At 63.4% G+C, this 18,328-nt stretch carries 20 protein-coding genes and 1 pseudogene; 9 read left to right on the top strand and 12 right to left on the bottom strand.

Annotated features, from left to right (window positions below):
• The 4 genes from truA to def all read right to left on the bottom strand — a co-directional run.
• Positions 1-605 (bottom strand): tRNA pseudouridine(38-40) synthase TruA (gene truA / locus E5W70_RS23215; protein WP_292662842.1); only part of this gene is annotated, 605 nt, incomplete at its 3' end.
• 18 nt (positions 606-623) lie between these two features.
• The gene (locus E5W70_RS23210) at positions 624-1,133 is read right to left on the bottom strand and encodes an N-acetyltransferase (protein WP_292662840.1); all 510 of its coding nucleotides are present in this window, start codon (positions 1,131-1,133) and stop codon (positions 624-626) included.
• Positions 1,130-2,059 (bottom strand): methionyl-tRNA formyltransferase, encoded by a 930-nt coding sequence (fmt, locus tag E5W70_RS23205; protein ID WP_292662844.1) that lies wholly within the window; start codon positions 2,057-2,059, stop codon positions 1,130-1,132. The genes E5W70_RS23210 and fmt overlap by 4 nt, the downstream gene beginning before the upstream one ends.
• Positions 2,060-2,075: 16 nt before the next feature.
• Positions 2,076-2,606 carry a peptide deformylase gene (def, locus tag E5W70_RS23200; protein ID WP_292662838.1) on the bottom strand — a complete coding sequence of 177 codons (531 nt, stop codon included), beginning with the start codon at positions 2,604-2,606 and terminating at the stop codon, positions 2,076-2,078.
• Between the two features lie 103 nt (positions 2,607-2,709).
• Between def and E5W70_RS23195 the strand changes: the two genes are divergently transcribed.
• A complete protein-coding gene (locus E5W70_RS23195; RefSeq protein WP_292662837.1) occupies positions 2,710-3,972 on the top strand; it encodes a DNA recombination protein RmuC in 1,263 nt (420 codons plus the stop codon).
• 46 nt (positions 3,973-4,018) lie between these two features.
• Here E5W70_RS23195 and E5W70_RS23190 read toward each other — a convergent pair whose 3' ends face one another.
• The 3 genes from E5W70_RS23190 to E5W70_RS23180 form a co-directional block, all read right to left on the bottom strand.
• A complete protein-coding gene (locus E5W70_RS23190; RefSeq protein WP_292662835.1) occupies positions 4,019-4,423 on the bottom strand; it encodes a GFA family protein in 405 nt (134 codons plus the stop codon).
• Between the two features lie 80 nt (positions 4,424-4,503).
• Positions 4,504-5,469, bottom strand: a complete 966-nt coding sequence (locus E5W70_RS23185) for a cation diffusion facilitator family transporter (RefSeq protein WP_292662833.1) — start codon at positions 5,467-5,469, stop codon at positions 4,504-4,506.
• Between the two features lie 107 nt (positions 5,470-5,576).
• Positions 5,577-6,386: a transglutaminase family protein gene (locus tag E5W70_RS23180; protein ID WP_292662831.1), complete on the bottom strand. Its 810-nt coding sequence runs from the start codon at positions 6,384-6,386 to the stop codon at positions 5,577-5,579.
• Positions 6,387-6,602: 216 nt separating this feature from the next.
• Between E5W70_RS23180 and E5W70_RS23175 the strand changes: the two genes are divergently transcribed.
• Positions 6,603-6,728: a hypothetical protein gene (locus E5W70_RS23175; RefSeq protein WP_013528464.1), complete on the top strand. Its 126-nt coding sequence runs from the start codon at positions 6,603-6,605 to the stop codon at positions 6,726-6,728.
• A 134-nt stretch (positions 6,729-6,862) separates the two neighbouring features.
• Positions 6,863-7,142 (top strand): annotated as a pseudogene (locus E5W70_RS23170) (multidrug efflux SMR transporter).
• A gap of 81 nt (positions 7,143-7,223) precedes the next feature.
• Here the strand turns inward: E5W70_RS23170 and E5W70_RS23165 are convergent.
• On the bottom strand, positions 7,224-7,652 hold the full coding sequence (locus E5W70_RS23165; RefSeq protein WP_023718183.1) for a DUF6481 family protein: 429 nt from the start codon (positions 7,650-7,652) through the stop codon (positions 7,224-7,226).
• 230 nt (positions 7,653-7,882) lie between these two features.
• Here E5W70_RS23165 and E5W70_RS23160 point away from each other — a divergent pair, with 230 nt between their 5' ends.
• From E5W70_RS23160 to E5W70_RS23150, 3 genes are all read left to right on the top strand, one after another.
• Complete coding sequence (locus tag E5W70_RS23160; RefSeq protein WP_292662829.1) at positions 7,883-8,944, top strand: LLM class flavin-dependent oxidoreductase; 1,062 nt, start codon at positions 7,883-7,885, stop codon at positions 8,942-8,944.
• 118 nt (positions 8,945-9,062) lie between these two features.
• Positions 9,063-10,223, top strand: coding sequence for an AI-2E family transporter (locus E5W70_RS23155; protein WP_292662827.1), 1,161 nt, complete (start codon positions 9,063-9,065; stop codon positions 10,221-10,223).
• A 158-nt stretch (positions 10,224-10,381) separates the two neighbouring features.
• Positions 10,382-11,383 (top strand): LLM class flavin-dependent oxidoreductase, encoded by a 1,002-nt coding sequence (locus tag E5W70_RS23150; RefSeq protein WP_292662825.1) that lies wholly within the window; start codon positions 10,382-10,384, stop codon positions 11,381-11,383.
• A gap of 156 nt (positions 11,384-11,539) precedes the next feature.
• Here the strand turns inward: E5W70_RS23150 and E5W70_RS23145 are convergent, their stop codons facing one another.
• Both E5W70_RS23145 and E5W70_RS23140 read right to left on the bottom strand, forming a co-directional pair.
• Positions 11,540-12,163, bottom strand: a complete 624-nt coding sequence (locus E5W70_RS23145) for a L,D-transpeptidase (RefSeq protein WP_292662823.1) — start codon at positions 12,161-12,163, stop codon at positions 11,540-11,542.
• A gap of 249 nt (positions 12,164-12,412) precedes the next feature.
• The gene (locus E5W70_RS23140; RefSeq protein ID WP_254815864.1) at positions 12,413-13,432 is read right to left on the bottom strand and encodes a LacI family DNA-binding transcriptional regulator; all 1,020 of its coding nucleotides are present in this window, start codon (positions 13,430-13,432) and stop codon (positions 12,413-12,415) included.
• A gap of 217 nt (positions 13,433-13,649) precedes the next feature.
• Between E5W70_RS23140 and E5W70_RS23135 the strand changes: the two genes are divergently transcribed.
• Genes E5W70_RS23135 through E5W70_RS23125 form a run of 3 tightly spaced genes read left to right on the top strand, consistent with a single transcriptional unit; the run spans position 13,650 to position 17,505 of the window.
• Positions 13,650-15,233 carry a sugar ABC transporter ATP-binding protein gene (locus tag E5W70_RS23135; protein ID WP_292662820.1) on the top strand — a complete coding sequence of 528 codons (1,584 nt, stop codon included), beginning with the start codon at positions 13,650-13,652 and terminating at the stop codon, positions 15,231-15,233.
• Positions 15,230-16,543: an ABC transporter permease gene (locus E5W70_RS23130; RefSeq protein ID WP_023718176.1), complete on the top strand. Its 1,314-nt coding sequence runs from the start codon at positions 15,230-15,232 to the stop codon at positions 16,541-16,543. The genes E5W70_RS23135 and E5W70_RS23130 overlap by 4 nt, the downstream gene beginning before the upstream one ends.
• A complete protein-coding gene (locus tag E5W70_RS23125; protein WP_292662818.1) occupies positions 16,540-17,505 on the top strand; it encodes a substrate-binding domain-containing protein in 966 nt (321 codons plus the stop codon). The genes E5W70_RS23130 and E5W70_RS23125 overlap by 4 nt, the downstream gene beginning before the upstream one ends.
• 69 nt (positions 17,506-17,574) lie before the next feature.
• Here E5W70_RS23125 and E5W70_RS23120 read toward each other — a convergent pair whose 3' ends face one another.
• Both E5W70_RS23120 and E5W70_RS23115 read right to left on the bottom strand, forming a co-directional pair.
• Complete coding sequence (locus E5W70_RS23120) at positions 17,575-18,036, bottom strand: MarR family transcriptional regulator (RefSeq protein ID WP_023718174.1); 462 nt, start codon at positions 18,034-18,036, stop codon at positions 17,575-17,577.
• On the bottom strand, positions 18,033-18,328 hold a 296-nt coding region (locus E5W70_RS23115), incomplete at its 5' end, for an amino acid synthesis family protein (protein WP_292662816.1). The genes E5W70_RS23120 and E5W70_RS23115, both read right to left, overlap by 4 nt.

The raw sequence follows: 18,328 nt of genomic DNA, 5'->3' as shown, positions 1-18,328 counted from the left end.
ATCGAGCGCACCTGGTTGTGCAGGAATGACCGCGCCGAAGCGCGGATTTCGATGAAATCGCCCGCCCGGCTGACATCCAGCCGGTCGAGCGTGCGGACCGGGCTGGTGGCCTGGCACTGGGTCGAGCGAAAGGTGGTGAAATCATGCCGGCCAAGCAGCACCTTTGCCGCTTCGTGCATGGCACCGGCATCGAGCTGCTTCGGTACCCACCAGATCCTGCCCTTGTCGAGCGCCGCCGGCGCGCGGCGGTTGACGATGCGGTAGAGGTAATGGCGGCCGATCGCCGAGAAACGCGCATCGAAGCTATCCGGCACGACGGCGGCCTTCAGGATGGCGATGCGCACCTTGGCCGCTTGCAGATGCGCGTTGACGGCGTCGCGCACCTTGTCGCCGGGCCATGCCTTGATCAGATCGACATGCGCCACCTGAGCGGTCGCATGGACGCCGGCATCGGTGCGGCCGGCGGCGCGAAGCGAAACCTGCTCACCACAGAACTTCTCGATCGCCTGCTCGATCGCCTGCTGCACCGAAGGCTGGTTGGCCTGGCGCTGCCAGCCGGCGAAGAGACTGCCGTCATATTCGATGTCGAGGCGAAAACGCGGCATTCCCGGGTCGAGGCGAAATCAGGCGGCGAGGGCTGAGCCGAAGGCCGAGGCGTAGACCAGCCTGCCGGTCTCCGGCGCCTCGCCCCAGGCAAGCGCCTGCAGGGCCTCGCCTTGGTAATCGCTCTCGAATTTCGCTGCACGGGCGCGGCTGTAGCCGAAACGTCCATAGTAAGCCGGATCGCCGAGCACCACGGCGAGCGTCTCGCCAGCAGCCTTCAGGCGGATATGCGCCTCGCGGACCAGCGCACCGCCGATGCCGGTGCCGTGGAACGACGGCTCGACCGCCAGAGGCGCCAAAGCCACCGCCGGGAAGCTCTTGCCGCCATTCTGCACGAAGAGCCGTGAAAACAGGATATGGCCGACCACTTGCCCGTCTTCGTCCGCCACCAGTTCGACGACGGCATCACCGCCGGTGACCAGCGCGTCGACCAGTCCGGCCTCCGCCTGCTGGCCGAATGCGTGTTCTTCGACAAGGCGGATCGCCTCGCGGTCCCGCGGCGTCGCCGCGCGTATGGACATCATGCTCATGACAATTTCATTCCTTTTTCGAGCTTGGCCCCGCGCAGAAACTCCTGCGCGGCAATGGGCCTTCCGCCCGCACGTTGAACTTCGACCAGCCTGATCGCGCCTGACCCGCAGGCGACCGTCAGCCGATCGTCGAGAATTCCTCCCGGTTCGCCGGCGCCTTGCAAGAGCGTCGAGCGAAGCAGTTTCAGCCGCTCCATGCGGCCGCCGATTTCGGTCTCGCACCATGCACCGGGAAAGGGCGACAGGCCGCGAATCTGGTTGTGCACGTCGCCGGCAGGTCGCAGCCAGTCTATGCGAGTCTCCGATTTATCGATTTTCTTGGCGTAGGTCACCCCCACCTCGGCCTGTGTGGTAAATGTCAGCGTATTCCGTTCCAGCCGTTCGAGCGCCTGCACCATCAGAGCCGCACCCAACACCATCAGCCGGTCGTGCAGATCGCCGGCCGTCATGTCGGGTCCAACGGCGCATTTTTCAACCATTGCCACCGGCCCGGTGTCGAGGCCTTCCTCCATCCGCATCACCATCATGCCAGTCTCAGTATCGCCGGCCATGATGGCGCGCTGGATAGGGGCAGCGCCGCGCCAGCGCGGCAACAGCGATGCGTGACCGTTGAGGCAACCGAGCCGCGGCGCCTCGAGAATGGGTTTGGGCAGAAGCAGCCCGTAGGCGACGACCACGGCGACATCGGCGCGCAAGGCGCGGAACCCCTCCTGCTCCGCCTCGCTCTTCAGCGACACCGGCGTGCGAACCTCGACGCCCAACCGATACGCCTCGCGCTGCACCGGCGACGGCGTCAGCTCGAGCCCGCGCCGGCCGCCGGCGCGCGGCGGCTGCGTGTAGACGGCTGCTAATTCATGCCCTGCCCCAGCAATCGCCCGCAAGGTCGGCACGGAGAATTCAGGCGTACCCATGAAGATGACACGCAGGGGCATTCGTCGACCCCTATCCCACCATCTTGCCCGGCGCCTTGTCCCTGGCGAGCTTTTTGAACTTCTTGACCACCATGTCGCGCTTCAGTTTTGAGATGTGATCGATGAACAGCACGCCGTTGAGATGGTCGATTTCATGCTGCAGGCAGGTCGCCATCAGCCCCTCGGCTTCGATCTCCTGCAGCTCGCCGTCGCGATCGAGATATTTCACCCGCACCGCTGCCGGACGCTCGACCTCGGCGTAGTAATCCGGGATCGACAGGCAGCCTTCCTCATAGACCGAACGCTGGTCGGAGCTTTCGAGGATTTCGGGATTGATGAAGACGTGCGGTGCCGGCGTCTCGTCTTCTTTGGCGAGGTCGATCACCAGCATGCGCAAGGGTTCGCCGACCTGGATCGCCGCGAGGCCAATGCCGGGCGCGTCATACATGGTGTCCAGCATGTCGCCGGCCAGTTTGCGCAAGTCGCCGTCGACACGCTCGACCGGTCTTGAAACCTGGCGCAGGACGGGATCGGGGAGGATGATAAGCGGCTTGATCGACATGGCGTCTCACCTAAGACCTCGCAGGAAAAGCGTCAACCGGGGCGCCTTCGGGTCGTTCACGTTTTGATCTGTGCCGGCAGACCGAATCATCTATGCTGTCGGCATGAACGATCTGGCCACCATCCTGTCCGAACCTGTCGCCCGGCTCGGCGCCACCACGATCACGCTCGGCCATGCCCTGGGTTTCGGCGCAATGCTGTTCCTCGGACTGTTCGTGGCGCTCGTGGTTGCGCTCTGGCGATCGGCCAAGGCGCGTGCGGTGGCGGCCGCCGAAGCCGCCGACCACGCCCGCGACGCCGAGGTGCGGATGGCCGGCATCTTGGCAAGCCAGGCGGAAATGCAGGGCCGTATGGGCGCCATCGCCGAAGTGTTCGGGGCGCGCCAGGCCGAACTGACACAGTCGATCGGCCAGCGCCTCGATGCCATGACCGGCCGCCTCGGCCAGACCATGACCGAGCAGACGAGATCGACGCATGAGAGCCTCGCCAAGCTGCAGGAGCGGCTGGCGGTCATCGATATCGCGCAAGGCAACATCCAGTCGCTGGCCGGCCAGGTCGTGCAATTGCAGGCGATCCTTTCCAACAAGCAGACGCGCGGCGCCTTCGGCCAGTCGCGCATGGAAGCCATCGTCGCCGACGGATTGCCGCACGGCGCCTATGAATTTCAGGCGACCTTGTCGAATGGCAGCCGGCCCGACTGCCTGGTGAAGATGCCGAACGGCGCACCGTCGCTTGCCATCGATGCAAAGTTTCCGCTCGAGGCCTGGAATGCCATCCGGGCCGCCGAAGGCGCCGACCTGCAGAAGTCCGCCGCTCAGGCTTTCCGCCGCGACATCGAGGTGCATGTCCGGGATATTTCCGAAAAATACCTGATCCAGGGCGAGACGCAGGACACCGCCTTCATGTTCGTGCCCTCGGAATCGGTGTTCGCCGAAATCCATGAGAATTTCGAGGCCGTTGTCCAAAAGGCGCATCGTTCGCGGATCGTCATCGTCTCGCCGTCGCTTTTGATGCTGTCGATCCAGGTCATCCAGGCGATCCTCAAGGATGCCCGCATGCGCGAGCAGGCGCACCTGATCCAGGGCGAGGTTATCCGGCTGATGGAAGACGTCTCTCGGCTCGACGAGCGGGTGCGCAAATTGCAGACGCATTTCGGCCAATCGGCCAAGGATATCGACGACATTCTGGTCTCGACATCGAAGGTGACCAGGCGCGGACAAAAGATCGAGGCGCTGGAGTTTGGCGTGCAGCCGGCGGAGGACACCGCTGGTTCGAATGGCAGCGGAGCAAGAGCGGAAAGCAGCCCGCGTGTTGCCGATTCGAAAACCGGGCAGTTGAGGCTGAGGGTCGTCGAAGGCGACGATTGAGAGCTATGCTGGAACCCGGAGCCGAGCGCTTCGCCCGGGTCTGGTGCTACTGCTCCTCGATGATGGTCGTGCCTTCGAATTCCGGCAGCCAATGCAGCGCCGATCGGTGCCAGATCTGCTTTCTCGGCACCAGTTGATCGCGCTGCCGTGCCGTGCCGACCCTGATGCCGTAAACCTTCGGTCCCTCGCCCGCCGACGTGGCGTAGAGATGCGAGCCGCACTCACCGCAAAACGCCTGGGCGCGCTTGGCGCCGCTCGAGCCGGTCTTGATGTAGATTTTCGGCGTGCCCTTGGTGATCCTGTAATTGTCCTCGGACGCCGGCACGGTGACGCGAAAGGCCGTTCCGGTTAGCTTCTGACAATCGATGCAGTGACAAATGGTGGTCTTTTCCGGATCGACTTCGGCCTCGTAAGTGATAGCGCCGCAATGACACGCGCCGGCGATTTTCATCTTCGTTCCTCCTGGAGCTTTTGCCCGCAATCATAACCGGGACTGCCCGATGGCGCATCGGTTTCCTCAAGCCATTTTCTTTAGGCCGGTTCTTGTCCGGATGCCCCCTCCAAGGCATTGCTCCGGCGTTTCCAGGTGCCTGTAGTCTGCGGCTTGACGAAGAGTCGCGTCACCTCCGGCATCTCCGCCTTCAGCCGCGTCTCGAGGCGCTCGACGCAGGTCTCTATCTCCGGCGCCGACAAATGATCCTCGAACTCGATGCTCAAAGCGGCGACGATCTCCTGCGGACCCAAATGCAGCGTGAGCACGCCATTTGCCCGTTGCACCGCCGGGTCCTGCTGGACGATGGCCAGCACCTCTGTTTGCACCTCGGGCGAGGCCGGCTCGCCGAGCAGCAGGCTTTTGCTTTCGCGCGCCAGGAAGATCGCGGTCGCGCCCAGGATGAGCGCGATGCCGATCGACGCGGCGCCGTCGAGCTTCGGCATGTCCAGCCGTTCCGCCGCCAATATGCCGGCGAAGGCGACAACGAGGCCGAGAAGTGCCGCGCTGTCCTCGAAGAGTATGGTGTAGACACTCGGATCCTTGCTGAGCTGCACCGCCTCGAGCCAGCCGTGGCTGCCTTTTTGGTGGCGGAATTCCTTCAGCGCCACCAGCCAAGAGGTGCCTTCGAAGAGGAAGGAAAGGCCAAGGACAGCGTAGTTCACCTTGGCGTTGGCGATCGGCTCCGGCGCCATGATGTGTGTCACGCCTTCGTAGAACGATATGCCGGCGCCCAGTGCAAAGACTAGGAGCGCGACGATGAAGCTCCAGAAGTACAGCTCGCGGCCATGGCCGAGCGGATGCGTGCGGTTGGCCGGCCGGGCGGCACGGTGCATGCCGTAAAGCAGCAGGCTGCCATTGCCGGTATCGACGAGCGAGTGGACGCCTTCCGAGAGCATTGCCGAGCTGCCCGTGAACAAGGCAGCGGCGAATTTGGTCAGTGCGATCGCAAGATTTCCGGCGAGTGCCGCATAGATCACTTTTTTCGACCCGCCATGCGCCGCCATGGTGTGCTGCCTTGGTTGATGCACTCGAGATTGGCGGAGCGCCCGCCCACGCTCCACAGTTCCCACAACGCCCGAAGTGTCGAGTTGTTCAAAAGGGCGGCGCGGGGCTATTCGACGACCTCGTCCGTCCAGACCTTGAAGCCAGCCAGCGCGCCGGGCCCAAAAATGTGGGTCAGCGGCACATCGGCGGCATCGCGTCCGGAGGCAATCAGGATGCGGCCGATGCGCGGCGCGTTGTTGCGCGGGTCGAACGCGTGCCAGCGGCCGCCGAGATAGACCTCCATCCAGGCGGCGAAATCCATGTCCGACCACGGCTTTGGCAGGCCGATATCACTGATATAGCCGGTGCAGTAGCGGGTCGGAATGTTCAGGGCGCGGCAGAAGGCAACAGCTAGGTGGGCAAAGTCGCGGCACACACCACTCTGCTCGCGATAGGCCTCGGCGGCGGTGCGCGTCGGGCGCGCATTGAAATAGTTGAAGGCGATGTGGTTATGGACGAAGTCGCAGACCGCCTGGACGCGCGGAATGCCGAGCGGGGTGCTGCCGAACAGCCGCCATGCTTCATTCGACAGCACGTCGCTCTCGCAATAACGGCTGGGCAGCAGGAACAGCAGCGTCTCCGACGGCAGATCGCGCACCTCGTGCTGCCACGCCGTCAGCTCGCGCGTCTCGAAGGAGCCGGGGTCGCGGATCACCGCGTCGGTGCCGAACGCAAAGCGCCCGGCCGGCGCAACGAAACGGTTGCACCAATTGCCGAAACTGTCGCGGTAGCTCTCGATCGGCACCGGCGGGTTCGACGTCAGGAAGTCCGGCCGCTCAAGGTCGGATGCACGCGAATAATGGACATTTAGCATCGCGATCAGCGGTGTTTCCTGCGGAAAGTCGAAGCTCATCTGGCAACCGATATGGATCCGCATTGTCGTCCTGACCGGCCTGCCTGATCATCAGCCGGCGAAACGCAAGGGCTGATGCTGCAGTGCGAAGAAGACCATGGCACGGACCGCTGCGGTTTACGAGGGAATTAGAAAACCGGTTGACAGCCCTCGGCCAGGGCGACTGCACGGCAGCGGCCTCTTGCAGTCGAGCGTTTTCTCTTGTTTCACTTCGCCAGACATCAACTGGAGGAGCGAATCATGGCTAAGGGTGCGATGAAGGCAGGCAAGGAAGCCCGCAAGCCGAAGAAGGACGCGAAGAAACCCGCTCCGGCGCCGGCCCTGAAGGCACCGCCGGTGAAGGCGATGAAGCTGAAGGACAAGTAGGGCCGCAGCTACCGTCTCGGTTTATTTCGACCGGCCGCAAACGCGGCCGGTATGATTGTTCATTAAGCTCACGCGCATCCCCTATGGATGCGGCGAAGACAGTTTTTGCGCGTTCAAGAAATCGGCCGGAAGCCATCGAAACGGAGCCTTCCGATGTCGTGGATTTCCTGTTCCTCGCTGGCCTGTTCGAGATCGGCTGGGCGATCGGCCTCAAATACACCGACGGATTCTCGAAGCCGCTGCCGACCGTCCTGACGGTAGCCTCGATGATCGTCAGCCTGACCGTGGACCGGCATCGGCACCGTCGGCACGGCGCTGTTGGGGATATGGCTGCTCGGGGAGCCGGCGACGATCAGGCTGGCCCGCATCGCGCTAATCGTCTGCGGCATCATGGGACTGAAGCTCGCGGCTTAGCCGATTCTGACAGACGAACGCGTTCGGGGCCGCTGCAAGGCGGCCCTGATTCTTGAATTCGGCTGATCAGCGCCGGAAGCGCTATCGCGCGGAGAAGCCGGGCGGCGTCCTGCCGGTGCGCTGCTTGCGCGCGGCATAGCGCGCATCACGCTTGGCCTTGCGTTCGGCCTCGTCGGCAAGAAAACGGGCGATGCGCTCGTTCTCTTCAGCTTCCCGGATCTTCGCTTCGGCCTGTGCGGCTTCTTCCGCGGCAATGCGTGCCGCTTCGGCAGCTGCCTCGCGCTCGGCCTTTTCGGCTGCTTCGCGCGCCAGCTTTTCCTGCTTCAGCCTGGCCTTTTCGGCCTCGCGTATCGCGCGGGCCTCGAGGATCGCCTTGCGCTCCGCCTGTCGTGCCAGCACCGCTGGATCATCTGCCGCCGGCTTCGCCTTGAAGCGCTCCAGAAGCGCCTTCTTTGCCTCGTTTGCGGCATTGCGCCGCTCGAAAACGTCTTTTTCCCTATAGATAGCCAAGTCCACTTCCCTGAAGTCAATTTGCGAGGCTTACATACGCGTGAAAACCGAGAGTTCAAGCGCCAAAACGGTATGCCAGCCATGAAATTCTGATCTGTTGCAGCCGGGAGACGCCATTTCGATTGAATTTGGCTGAATGGCACCCGCACTGTTCACCATCCGGGCCTCTGGCGGGGCGGCGGACTGATCGCTACCTGTAGCGCCACGACAAAACGCTGGGATGACACACTATGGAACTCGGTCTCTACACCTTCGCCGACGTCAGCCCGGAACCGGGTCCCGGTGCGATCGGTGCGCATGAGCGGCTGCGCAACCTGATCGAGGAAATCGAGCTCGCCGACCAGGTCGGGCTGGACGTGTTTGGTCTCGGCGAGCACCACCGTCCCGACTACGCTGCCTCGGCTCCGGTGGTGGCGCTGGCGGCGGCTGCCGAACGGACCAAGCGCATAAGGCTGACCAGCGCGGTCACCGTGCTGTCCTCCGACGATCCGGTGCGCGTTTTCCAGCAGTTTGCCACACTCGATCTTCTGTCCGGCGGCCGGGCCGAGATCATGGCCGGGCGCGGCTCGTTCATCGAATCCTTTCCGCTGTTCGGCTACAATCTCGAAGATTATGACGAGCTCTTCGCCGAGAAGCTCGACCTGCTGCTCGCCATCCGCGATCATGTCAAGGTGACCTGGTCGGGCAGCCTGCGCGCACCCATCAACGATCGCGGCGTCTATCCCCGGCCCTTGCAGGACAAACTGCCGATCTGGATCGCCGTCGGTGGAACACCGCAATCCGTCGCCCGCGCGGGCGTGCTTGGGTTGCCGCTGGCGCTGGCGATCATCGGCGGCGAGCCGGCGCGGTTCGCACCGCTGTTCGACATCTACAGGGATGCAGCCAGGCGGGCCGGCAACGAACCGGCGAGCCTTGCCACCAGCCTCAACGTGCACGGCTTCATCGCCGAGACCACGGACCAGGCAGCCGACGACTTCTACGGGCCGCAGGCCGAGGTGATGAACCGCATCGGCCGCGAGCGCGGCTGGGGGCCGACATCGCGGGCGCATTTCGACCAATCGCGCGGCCCAAACGGCGCGCTGTTCGTCGGCAATCCAGAACAGGTGGCCGAGAAGATCATTGCCCAGCACAGGATATTCGGCAACGACCGCTTCCTGCTGCAAATGGCGATCGGCACCATGCCGCACGCCAAGGTCATGAAGGCCATCGAACTCTACGGCACCAAGGTGGCGCCGATCGTGCGCCGGGAAACTGCGAAGGCCGTTCCCGCCGTGGCGGCGCCGGTTGCCTGATTCACCGGCAAGGCCGCGAGGCGGCCCTGCCGGTGACGCCGGCAGACGGAACCTTGAAGCGACAGAGGCGTTTTCGCCAACGGTCTACACCAATCGCGGTGTGCCGCCGAGGGTCAGAATGAAAGCCGAACCCGCCGCTTCGGGCGCAAGCGCTGCCGAAAGCCCGGATCCGCGCGTCGAGGCACGGGCGGATGCGCATCTGATGCGTTCGCTGCTCGTCGGCATCTTCATCCTCATGGCGATCTACGCGCTTTACTTCGCCCGCGCCTTCTTCATGCCGGTCATTCTGGCTTTCCTGCTGGCGCTGACGCTGACGCCGATCGTTCGCTTCCTGCGCAAGCATGGCATGCCCGATGTCATTTCGGCGACACTGCTGGTGCTGCTTTCCTTCTGCCTCGTCGCCGTCGCGGGATATCTGCTCAGCGGCCCGGTCATCGACCTCATCAACAACACCTCGACGATCGGCCAGCAGCTTACCGAACGTCTGGCACAACTGCGCCGTCCGTTCGAACGGATCGTGGAGATTTCGCACCAGGTCGAAGGCCTGACACAGACATCCCAGGAGCCGGGCGTTCAGAGGGTGGCGATGGCGCCATCCGGTATTCTCTCGCAGGCCGCCGGCAATGTGCTGTCGGCCGGCGCCAGCGTTACCATCGTCTTCGTACTGTCGCTGTTCCTGCTCGCCTCGGGCACGATGTTCTATGAAAAGATCGTTCAGTCCTTCCCCAGTCTCAGCGAAAAGAAGCGGGCGCTGCGCGTCGTCTACGACGTAGAACGTGAAATCTCGCACTATCTGCTTACCGTCACGGTCATCAATACATGTCTCGGCGTGGTCATCGGGCTCGGCCTGTGGGCGCTCGGCGTGCCCAACGCGCAGGTCTGGGGTGCGGCAGCGGCTCTGCTCAATTTCCTGCCCTATATCGGGGCGCTGACCACCATCACGCTGGTTACCATCATCGCGCTGATCAGCTTCGACACGATTTCCCATGCGCTGCTGGCGCCGGCCTTCGTCCTTATGTGCGATGTCGTCGAAGGCCAGTTCGTGACGCCGACGGTGGTCGGCCGCCGTCTCGAGATCAACGCAGTGGCGATCCTCATCGCCATCGCCTTCTGGTCCTGGCTATGGGGTTTCGTCGGCGCGCTGCTGGCGGTGCCGCTACTGGTCGTCATCAAGGTGTTCTGCGATCATTTCGACGGTCTCAGCCATGTCGGCAATTTCCTGGCGGCGCAACACACGGCGGTGCTCGAGGACGAAGAGATTCCCGAGGTGAAAAAGTAGCGACTTAAAGGGTCAAAAGCGTCCCCCGATTGGTGCAGATCACGACCTTGCATCGGCCGCACGTCCGTTGTGTGCCCGCAGTGCTCCATCAACATTTTGAATTTGCCGCCTCGGCAACGGCTTCCTACATCCCTTCGGCCCACAGGAAACCCGCGCCGATGACCGTTCTTTCCGTTCTCGACCTGTCGCCGATCGTCGAAGGCAGCAACGCTTCACAGTCACTCGCCAATTCGCTCGATCTCGCCCGCCATGCCGAGCGGCTGGGCTACCGGCGCTATTGGCTGGCAGAGCACCACAATATGCCGGGCATTGCCAGCGCCGCCACCTCGGTGGTCATTGCCCATGTCGCCGGAGGTACCCGTACGATACGCGTCGGCGCCGGCGGCATCATGCTGCCCAATCATTCGCCGCTGGTCATCGCCGAGCAGTTCGGCACGCTCAACGCTCTGCATCCCGGCCGCATCGATCTCGGCCTCGGGCGAGCGCCCGGCACCGACATGGCCACGGCACGGGCACTGCGCCGCAACCTCGACGCCGGCGCCGACAATTTCCCGCAGGACGTCGTCGAGCTGATCGGTTACTTCCAGCCGGCCGAAGACGGCCAACGCATCCGCGCGGTGCCCGGCGAAGGCGAAAAGGTGCCGATCTGGATTCTGGGCTCCAGCCTCTACGGCGCGCAGCTTGCCGCCATGCTCGGCCTGCCCTACGCCTTCGCTTCGCATTTTGCGCCGGCCGAGCTCGACCATGCGTTGGAGATCTACCGCTCGCGCTTCCAGCCGTCGGAGCAGCTCGACAAGCCTTACGTGATGCTCGGTCTCAACGTGTTCGCCGCGCCTTCCGATGCAGAGGCGCGGCTGTTGTTCACCTCGCTGCAGCAGGCCTTCGTCAATCTGCGCACCGGCCGGCCCGGCCGATTGCCGCCGCCGGTCGAAGGATATGAGAGCGACCTCGACCCGATGGCCAAAACGATGCTCAGCCAGGCGCTTTCCTGCGCCGTCGTCGGCTCTCCCGAAACGGTCAGGCAAGGCATCGAGGCGTTTGTGCGCCGCACAGGGGCCGACGAACTGATGGTCACAGCGCAGATTTTCGACCATGCGGCGCGGGTGCGCTCGTTCGAGATCCTGGCCGACGCTCACAAATCGCTCTCGGAAGCTGCCTGAGAGTTGGTTCGCCACTTGGCACTGTTGCGGGCAGGCCGGCCTTAGGCAGGGAACATCGCGAACAGGTGTGCGAAGACATCGCGAACAGTTCGCGCGTTCTACGCGGAGAGTGTTCGATCCGTCATGCTCGTCTGTTAGACGGAAACGCGGCGCCTACTAAATGACGATCACCTTGGTGCCGATTGTGGAGCGGTTATAGAGATCGATGATGTCCTGGTTCATGAGGCGAATGCAGCCAGCCGACACAGCTTTGCCGATGGACCACCATTCAGGGCTGCCGTGCAGCCGATATCCAGTGTCGCCTTTCTCGTTGAAAAGATAGAGCGCCCGCGCCCCGAGCGGGTTCATGAGCCCGCCCTCCATATGAGCCGGTATGATGCGGCCTCGCTTCTGCTCGCGCACGATCATCGCAGACGGCGCGCTCCAATCCGGCCATTCGCGCTTCCTCGCAACGTGAGCGGTGCCATGCCATTCGAAGCCCGCCTTGCCAACGCCGATTCCGTAGCGCAGCGCCTGACCGTCTCCCAACATGTAGTAGAGGAACTTCGCTCCTGTATCGACAATGATGGTGCCAGGCGCCTCTTCAGTCGCATAAGGCACTGTCTGCCGAAGGAACTTCTGGTCAACCTTGTAGATCGGAACCGGCGGAACGCGAAAACCGGCGTCGGTGAGGCCGCCATAGGCCGAGGGGGAAGTCTTTAATGCGCCGCCGGTGGTGCAGCCGAAGAATGCAACCATCCCAGCAAGTACCAGCCCGATTAGGATCGATTTCACGCGCATGACTCAAGCCGGCGCCCGTGTGAGCGATCAGCCGCATCTCGTCATATTCCTAATCCCACATGCTTCGATTGCCAAGATTTTCCTGCTTGTCGGCGGGCTGATTGTTGGCCACCTGGCTCGATCGGCGCCGCGTCCTTCAATTGCTCGGTTTTTCGAACGACGAGCGCCCGTAGCGGCTGCGAAGGCCCGGCAGGACAGAGGGAGCGCTGTCCGTCCGGCATTACAAAGTTTCTGAACAGAGCCCACGCGCTACGCGCTGACGCTCTGCGCAGTTGCACCTAGCGGACGGCATGAATTGCGGATCATCAAGCGTCCCTTGAGCGTCAGCTTGCGCGGCGGCGCATCCCTGTTTCCGGCGAGCCGGTCGAGCAGCAGATTGGCCGCCTGTTCACCAATCGCCTGCACCGGCTGTGCGACTGTGGTCAATTGCGGCCGGAACACATCCGACCACGGAAAATCGTCGAAGCAGGCGACCGAAATATCCTCCGGACAGGACAGGCCGATATCGCGAATGGCCTTCATGGTGCCAATCACCATCGGGTTGTTGGCCGAAAAGATGGCGCTCGGCCGGTCGTGCAGCGAAAGCAGCTGCATGGTCGCGTTGTAGCCGTCGACTTCATGGAAGTTGCCGAAGCGGACGAGCTCGGGCTCGGCCGGCAGGCCGGCGGCCTGGAGGGCCTCGCGGTATCCCGCCATGCGGTCATGCATCGGCGAGATATCGAAAGAGCCGGAGATGTAGCCGATGCGCCGATGGCCGAGATCGATCAGGTAGGTGATGGCGTCGAACACCGCGCGCTGATTATCGAGAACGACGGCATCGGTGTCGACACCCTGGCAAACACGGTCGAGCAGCACGACCGGCACATTGGCGTCGTCGACAATCCGTTTGAGGATCGCGCCGTCGCCGACACGCGCGACGATCAGCCCGTCGACCATGCGGTCGAGCAGCAGCCTGATCTGATCGTCCTGCGTGTTCAGGTGCTCGTCGGTGCAGCACAGCATGACGGCGTAGCCGGCCCTGTCGAAAGCCTGCTGGATCACCGAAACCACGTCGGTAAAGAACGGATTGGTGATGTGTGGGACGGTGAGCCCGATGGTGCGTGTGGTGCCCATCTTGAGGCTGCGGGCGATGGCATTGCGCTTGTAGCCGATGTCGCGGATCGCCTGTTCGATGCGCTGGCTGAGCTCGGGGCTGACGGTCGCGGTGCCGTTGATCAGCGCCGACACGGTGGCCACGGAAACACGCGCGGCCTCGGCCACGTGAAGCATGGTCGGTGCAGTGGATTTACGCTGCCTTTTTCGCCCTGACGCTGTCATTTTCGAAACGTTTCACCACTCCGCGGCAGCAATACCTACGGAATCTTATGGTTTTGCGCAAGAATTGAAATGGAACAATCTCAGGCTCCAGATATTGGCTTGACATGATCGAAACGTTTAGATTAGCGTTTGAGCTGTTCGGTGACGACGGAGGGAGGCCGTCCTTGTCATGCAGCACGGCAATTCCATCCCTGCACAAGGCGTTATGGCGGACGGCTCGGCTGTCGTGCTGAGCGCCGAGCACATCTCCAAGTCCTTCGGCGGCATCGCCGCGCTTGTCGATGTCGGCTTCGAGCTGCGGCGCGGCGAGGTTCATGCGCTGATGGGCGAGAACGGCGCCGGCAAGTCGACGCTGATGAAGATCCTGTCCGGCGTCTATACGGACTATAACGGAACGGTCAGTATCGATGGCCATGCGGTGCGCTTTGCCGGCGTCCGCGAAGCCGAGCGCGCCGGCATCGCCATCATCCACCAGGAGCTGAACCTCGTCCCCGAACTTAGCGTCGCCGACAATATCTTTCTCGGCCGCGAGAAGCTGATCGCCGGGCTGATCGTCGACCGCAAGGCGAGCAGCCGCGCCGCCGGCGCGCTGTTGCAAAGGCTCGGCATCGAGCTCGATCCGGATGCGCGCGTCGGTGCCTTGCGCGTCGGCGAACAGCAGCTGGTTGAGATCGCCAAGGCGCTGTCGATGTCGGCACGCATTCTGATCATGGACGAGCCGACTTCGGCGCTTTCGCCGGCCGAATGCCAGCGGCTGTTTCGCATCATCCGCCAGCTCGCCGATAGCGGCGTGGCGATCGTCTACATTTCGCACCGCATCGACGAAGTCATGCATCTGGCCAGCCGGGTCACCGTGTTCCGCGATGGACGCCACGTCCTGACGCAGGCGATGGACAAGCTCGACGAAGACGCCATAATTTCGGCGATGGTCGGGCGAAACCTGCTTGCTTCCCCCCAGGAGCACCGCATCCCCGGTGGCAACACGGTCCTGTCCGTCAGCGAGCTGTCGTTGTCGAAGCCCAATCGCCATGGCTGGCGCACCGTGCTGGACGGCGTCAGCTTCGATCTTGCCGCAGGTGAAATCCTCGGCATCGGCGGGTTGCTGGGCTCGGGCCGCACCGAAATCCTGGAAACGGTCTTCGGGTCCAGCGGCGGACGTGCCGGCGGTGAGATCAGGCTCGATGGCGAGGCGGTAGAAATCCGTTCGCCGCGCGATGCGCGCCGGCTCGGCATCGCCCTGGTCACGGAAGACCGCAAGACGCAAGGCCTGCATCTCGAGGCCTCGATCACCGACAATGTCGCGCTGCCGCTGGTCGGCGCGCTGGCGCGGTTCGGCCTGCGCTCGCTGGCCGGTGAGCAAGGGCTGGCACGGGACGCCGTCAAGGCGCTCGGCATTCGCTGCGAGACCGTCGAGCAGCCGGCCGGAACGCTGTCCGGCGGCAACCAGCAGAAGGTCGTCATCGGCAAATGGCTGGCGACGAGGCCGCGGGTGCTGCTGCTCGACGAGCCGACGCGCGGCATCGATGTCGGCGCCAAGCGGGAAATCTACGATCTCATCTTCAAGCTGGCGCGAGACGGGCTGGCGATCGCCGTCATCAGCTCGGAATTGCCGGAGCTGCTGCATCTTTCCGACCGTATCCTGGTCATGGCCGACGGCCGCCAGACGGGAATCCTGTCCCGCGCGCAAGCCAGCGAGGAGGCCATCATGCGGCTCGCGGCGCCGCGACGGACCATGACGAGGCCTGCCGCATGAGCATTTTGCATATCCTGTCCCGGACGAAACTCTATTGGGGCCTGATCGCCATCTTCCTGATCGGCGTGCTCGGCTCGCCGATCAGCTCCAAGGGCAACAACATCTTCCTGTCCTACGGCAACCTGCTCGATGTGCTGCGCCAGGTGTCGACCACCGGCCTGATTGCCACCGGCATGACGGCGGTGATCATCACCGGCGGCATCGACCTTTCCGTCGGCTCGCTGATGGCGATCTGCACGGTCGTCTGTGCCATGCTGCTGACGGTCCCCGGCGTGACGCCGGCGGTGGTGCTTGGGGTGCCGACAGTTGCCGTGGCAGCCCTTTGCCTCGGCATTCTCGTCACTCGTTTCATCCTGCTGAACATCGAAAAATCCCGCGCCGGCGCGCAGGCTACGCACGACATCAGGTTGGACAGCGTTCGTGGGCTGGTGACGCCCGGCATTGTCGGGGTGATCCTGTGCAGTCTGGTGCTGTGGTTCCTGCTGCCGCAGGTGGGCTCAAAATTCGGCGTGCTCGGCGTGCTGCTGGTGGCGCCTTGCGTCGGCCTGCTGTTCGGCGCGCTCAACGGCTTCATCATCGTCGCCGGGCGGCTGCAGCCCTTCATCGTGACGCTGGCGATGATGGTTACTGCGCTCGGCATCGCCCGGCTGACCGCCGGCCAGAACAATGCCGTGCTGCCGGTCTATACCGGGTCGAACGCCACGGCCGATTTCGAAATGCTGCGCTCGCTGGTGTTCGGCGTGATCCCGATGCCGGGCCTGTTCTTCCTCGGCGCCATCCTGATCTACGGCGCCGTGCTGCGCTTCACCCCGTTCGGCCGCTATGTCTACGCAATCGGCGGCAATGAGGAGGCGGCGCGGCTGTCGGGCATCGCCGCAGGCCGCGTGAAGATCGCCACCTATGCCGTGTCAGGGCTGCTGGCCGGCATCGCGGCGGTGCTCTATGTCGCACAGTACCGGCAAGGCAAGCCGGACGCCGGCGCCGGACTGGAGCTCGACGCGATTGCCGCCGTGGTCATCGGCGGCACCAGCCTGATGGGCGGACGCGGCAGCCTCACCGGGACGTTCTGCGGCGTGCTGATCTTCGGGCTGCTCTCCAACATCCTGCAGCTGCACAACATCAATTCGAACCTTCAGCTGGTGCTGAAGGGGATGATCATCATCGGTACAGTGCTCGTACAGGAGCGCAATGCCGGTGATCTTCTCTTCTATCTGCGGCTGCCCGGTGGGCAAGCGCACAAGGAAACGGCCGCGGCAAAGCGGCCGTCGCAAGAGACCGCGTCTCTGAATATTGGAGGAAACAAGAAATGAAACGACGTGAATTGTTGAAGCTCGCCGGGCTGACAGCGGCACTCCTGACCACGACCGCCATGCTTGCCGGCGGTGCCGATGCGCAGGACAAGAAGTGGAAGATCGGCTTCTCGCAGGTGACGACCATCGAACCCTGGCGCGCCCAGTTCAACAAGGACATCCTGGCCGAAGCGGCCAAGCATCCGGAAGTCGAGCTGATCATCACCGACGGCGAGGACAAGACCGAGAAGCAGGTCGCCGATGTCGAAAACCTGATCCGTCAGGAGGTCGATTCGCTCTTGGTATCACCGAAAGAATCCGCCGGCCTGACCGGTGTCGTGCAGCAGGCGATCGATGCCAAGATCCCGGTCTTCGTGCTCGACCGCAACGTCGAAACCAATGACTACACGCAGTTCGTCGGCGGCGACAACAAGCTGATCGGCCGGGCTGCCGGTGAATATGCCGTCGAGCTGCTTGGCGGCAAGGGCAAGGCCGCAGGCAACGTCGTCGAGATCTGGGGCGGCATGGGCACCCAGCCGGCACACGATCGCCATGACGGCTTCCATGAATTCACCGACAAGGAGCCAGGCATAAAATACCTGCTCGACCAGCAGTCGGGCGACTGGAAGCAGGACCAGGCCTACAACATCATGGCGACCGCGTTGCGCAACAACGAGAAGATCGATCTTGTCTACGGCCACAATGATCCGATGGCCTATGGCGCCTATCTTGCCGCCAAGGACGCCGGACGTGAGAAGGACATCAAGTTCATCGGCATCGACGGCCTGCCCAATGAAGGCGTGCAGCTGGTCGCCAATGGCGAGCTGACGGCGACGTTCACTTATGTGACGCCGGGCGCCGAAGGGCTGCGGCAGGCGATCAAGTTCCTGAACGGCGAGAAGGTGGAAAAGACCATCACCCTGCCGACGCAGAAGATCACCAAGGAAAATGCTGCCCAGATCCTGAAGGACAACGGCCTCTGAGACGAGGTTTTCCTGCCGGGCGTTCTTCGCCCGGCAGGAACAACAACCAAACGCTCGGCAGACGGCAGTTCAAGCCAGCTTGGCCAGCAGCTTCATGAAAATGGCCGCCTCCTTGGCGGAAAGCGGCGCCAGCGTTTCCTGCGTAATCTCGCGGGCAAGCGGAATCAGCCGCTCGATCGCGTCGCGCCCCTCGGCGGTCAGATTGACCAGCAGGCGCCGTTTGTCGACTTCGTGTTTGCTAAGTTCGACAAAGCCACGCGCTTTCAGCCGGTCGATGACGCCCTTCACTGTCGCCGCATCCATGGCGATCAGGCTGCCAAGCTGGTTCTGCGAGGTCTCGCCGACGTCGCGCAATTTGGCCAGAGCGGCGAATTGCGGCGGCGTCAGATCGGCGATGTGTGCGGCGAAGATCGAGACATGGCGCTGATGCGCCTTGCGCAGGATGAAGCCGACCTGCTCCTGCAAGCGATAGTCGTTTTCGTCAGGCTCCTCGGCCTCGACCAGCTTGAGCAGATTGTCTTCGGCGCTCACCGCAGCCCATCCCATGCCTTGATGTCCTTGGCCGCCAGCCCGCCCATGCGGTCATGCACGCGCGGGCCACAGGTCATGGCGAGGCAAAACAGGATCTCATCGGGACGCGGACCGTCGCTGATGCCGATTTCCATGGCGTCGAAATGGCTGCGCACATAGGCGGCGTTGATGTGGCCGAGCGGCACATCGAGCCGCGCGCCGAAGGCGCCGACCTTCTTTGCCGACGGCACGATCGCCTTGGCATCGCCGAGCCGCTCGCGCATGGCATAGCCGCCCGGCACATGCCACAGCG

It is taken from the genome of Mesorhizobium sp. (genome assembly GCF_005063415.1).
GTDB lineage: Bacteria > Pseudomonadota > Alphaproteobacteria > Rhizobiales > Rhizobiaceae > Mesorhizobium.
Note: the sequence above shows the minus strand (reverse complement) of the source record. Positions and strands in the feature narration are given on the sequence as shown.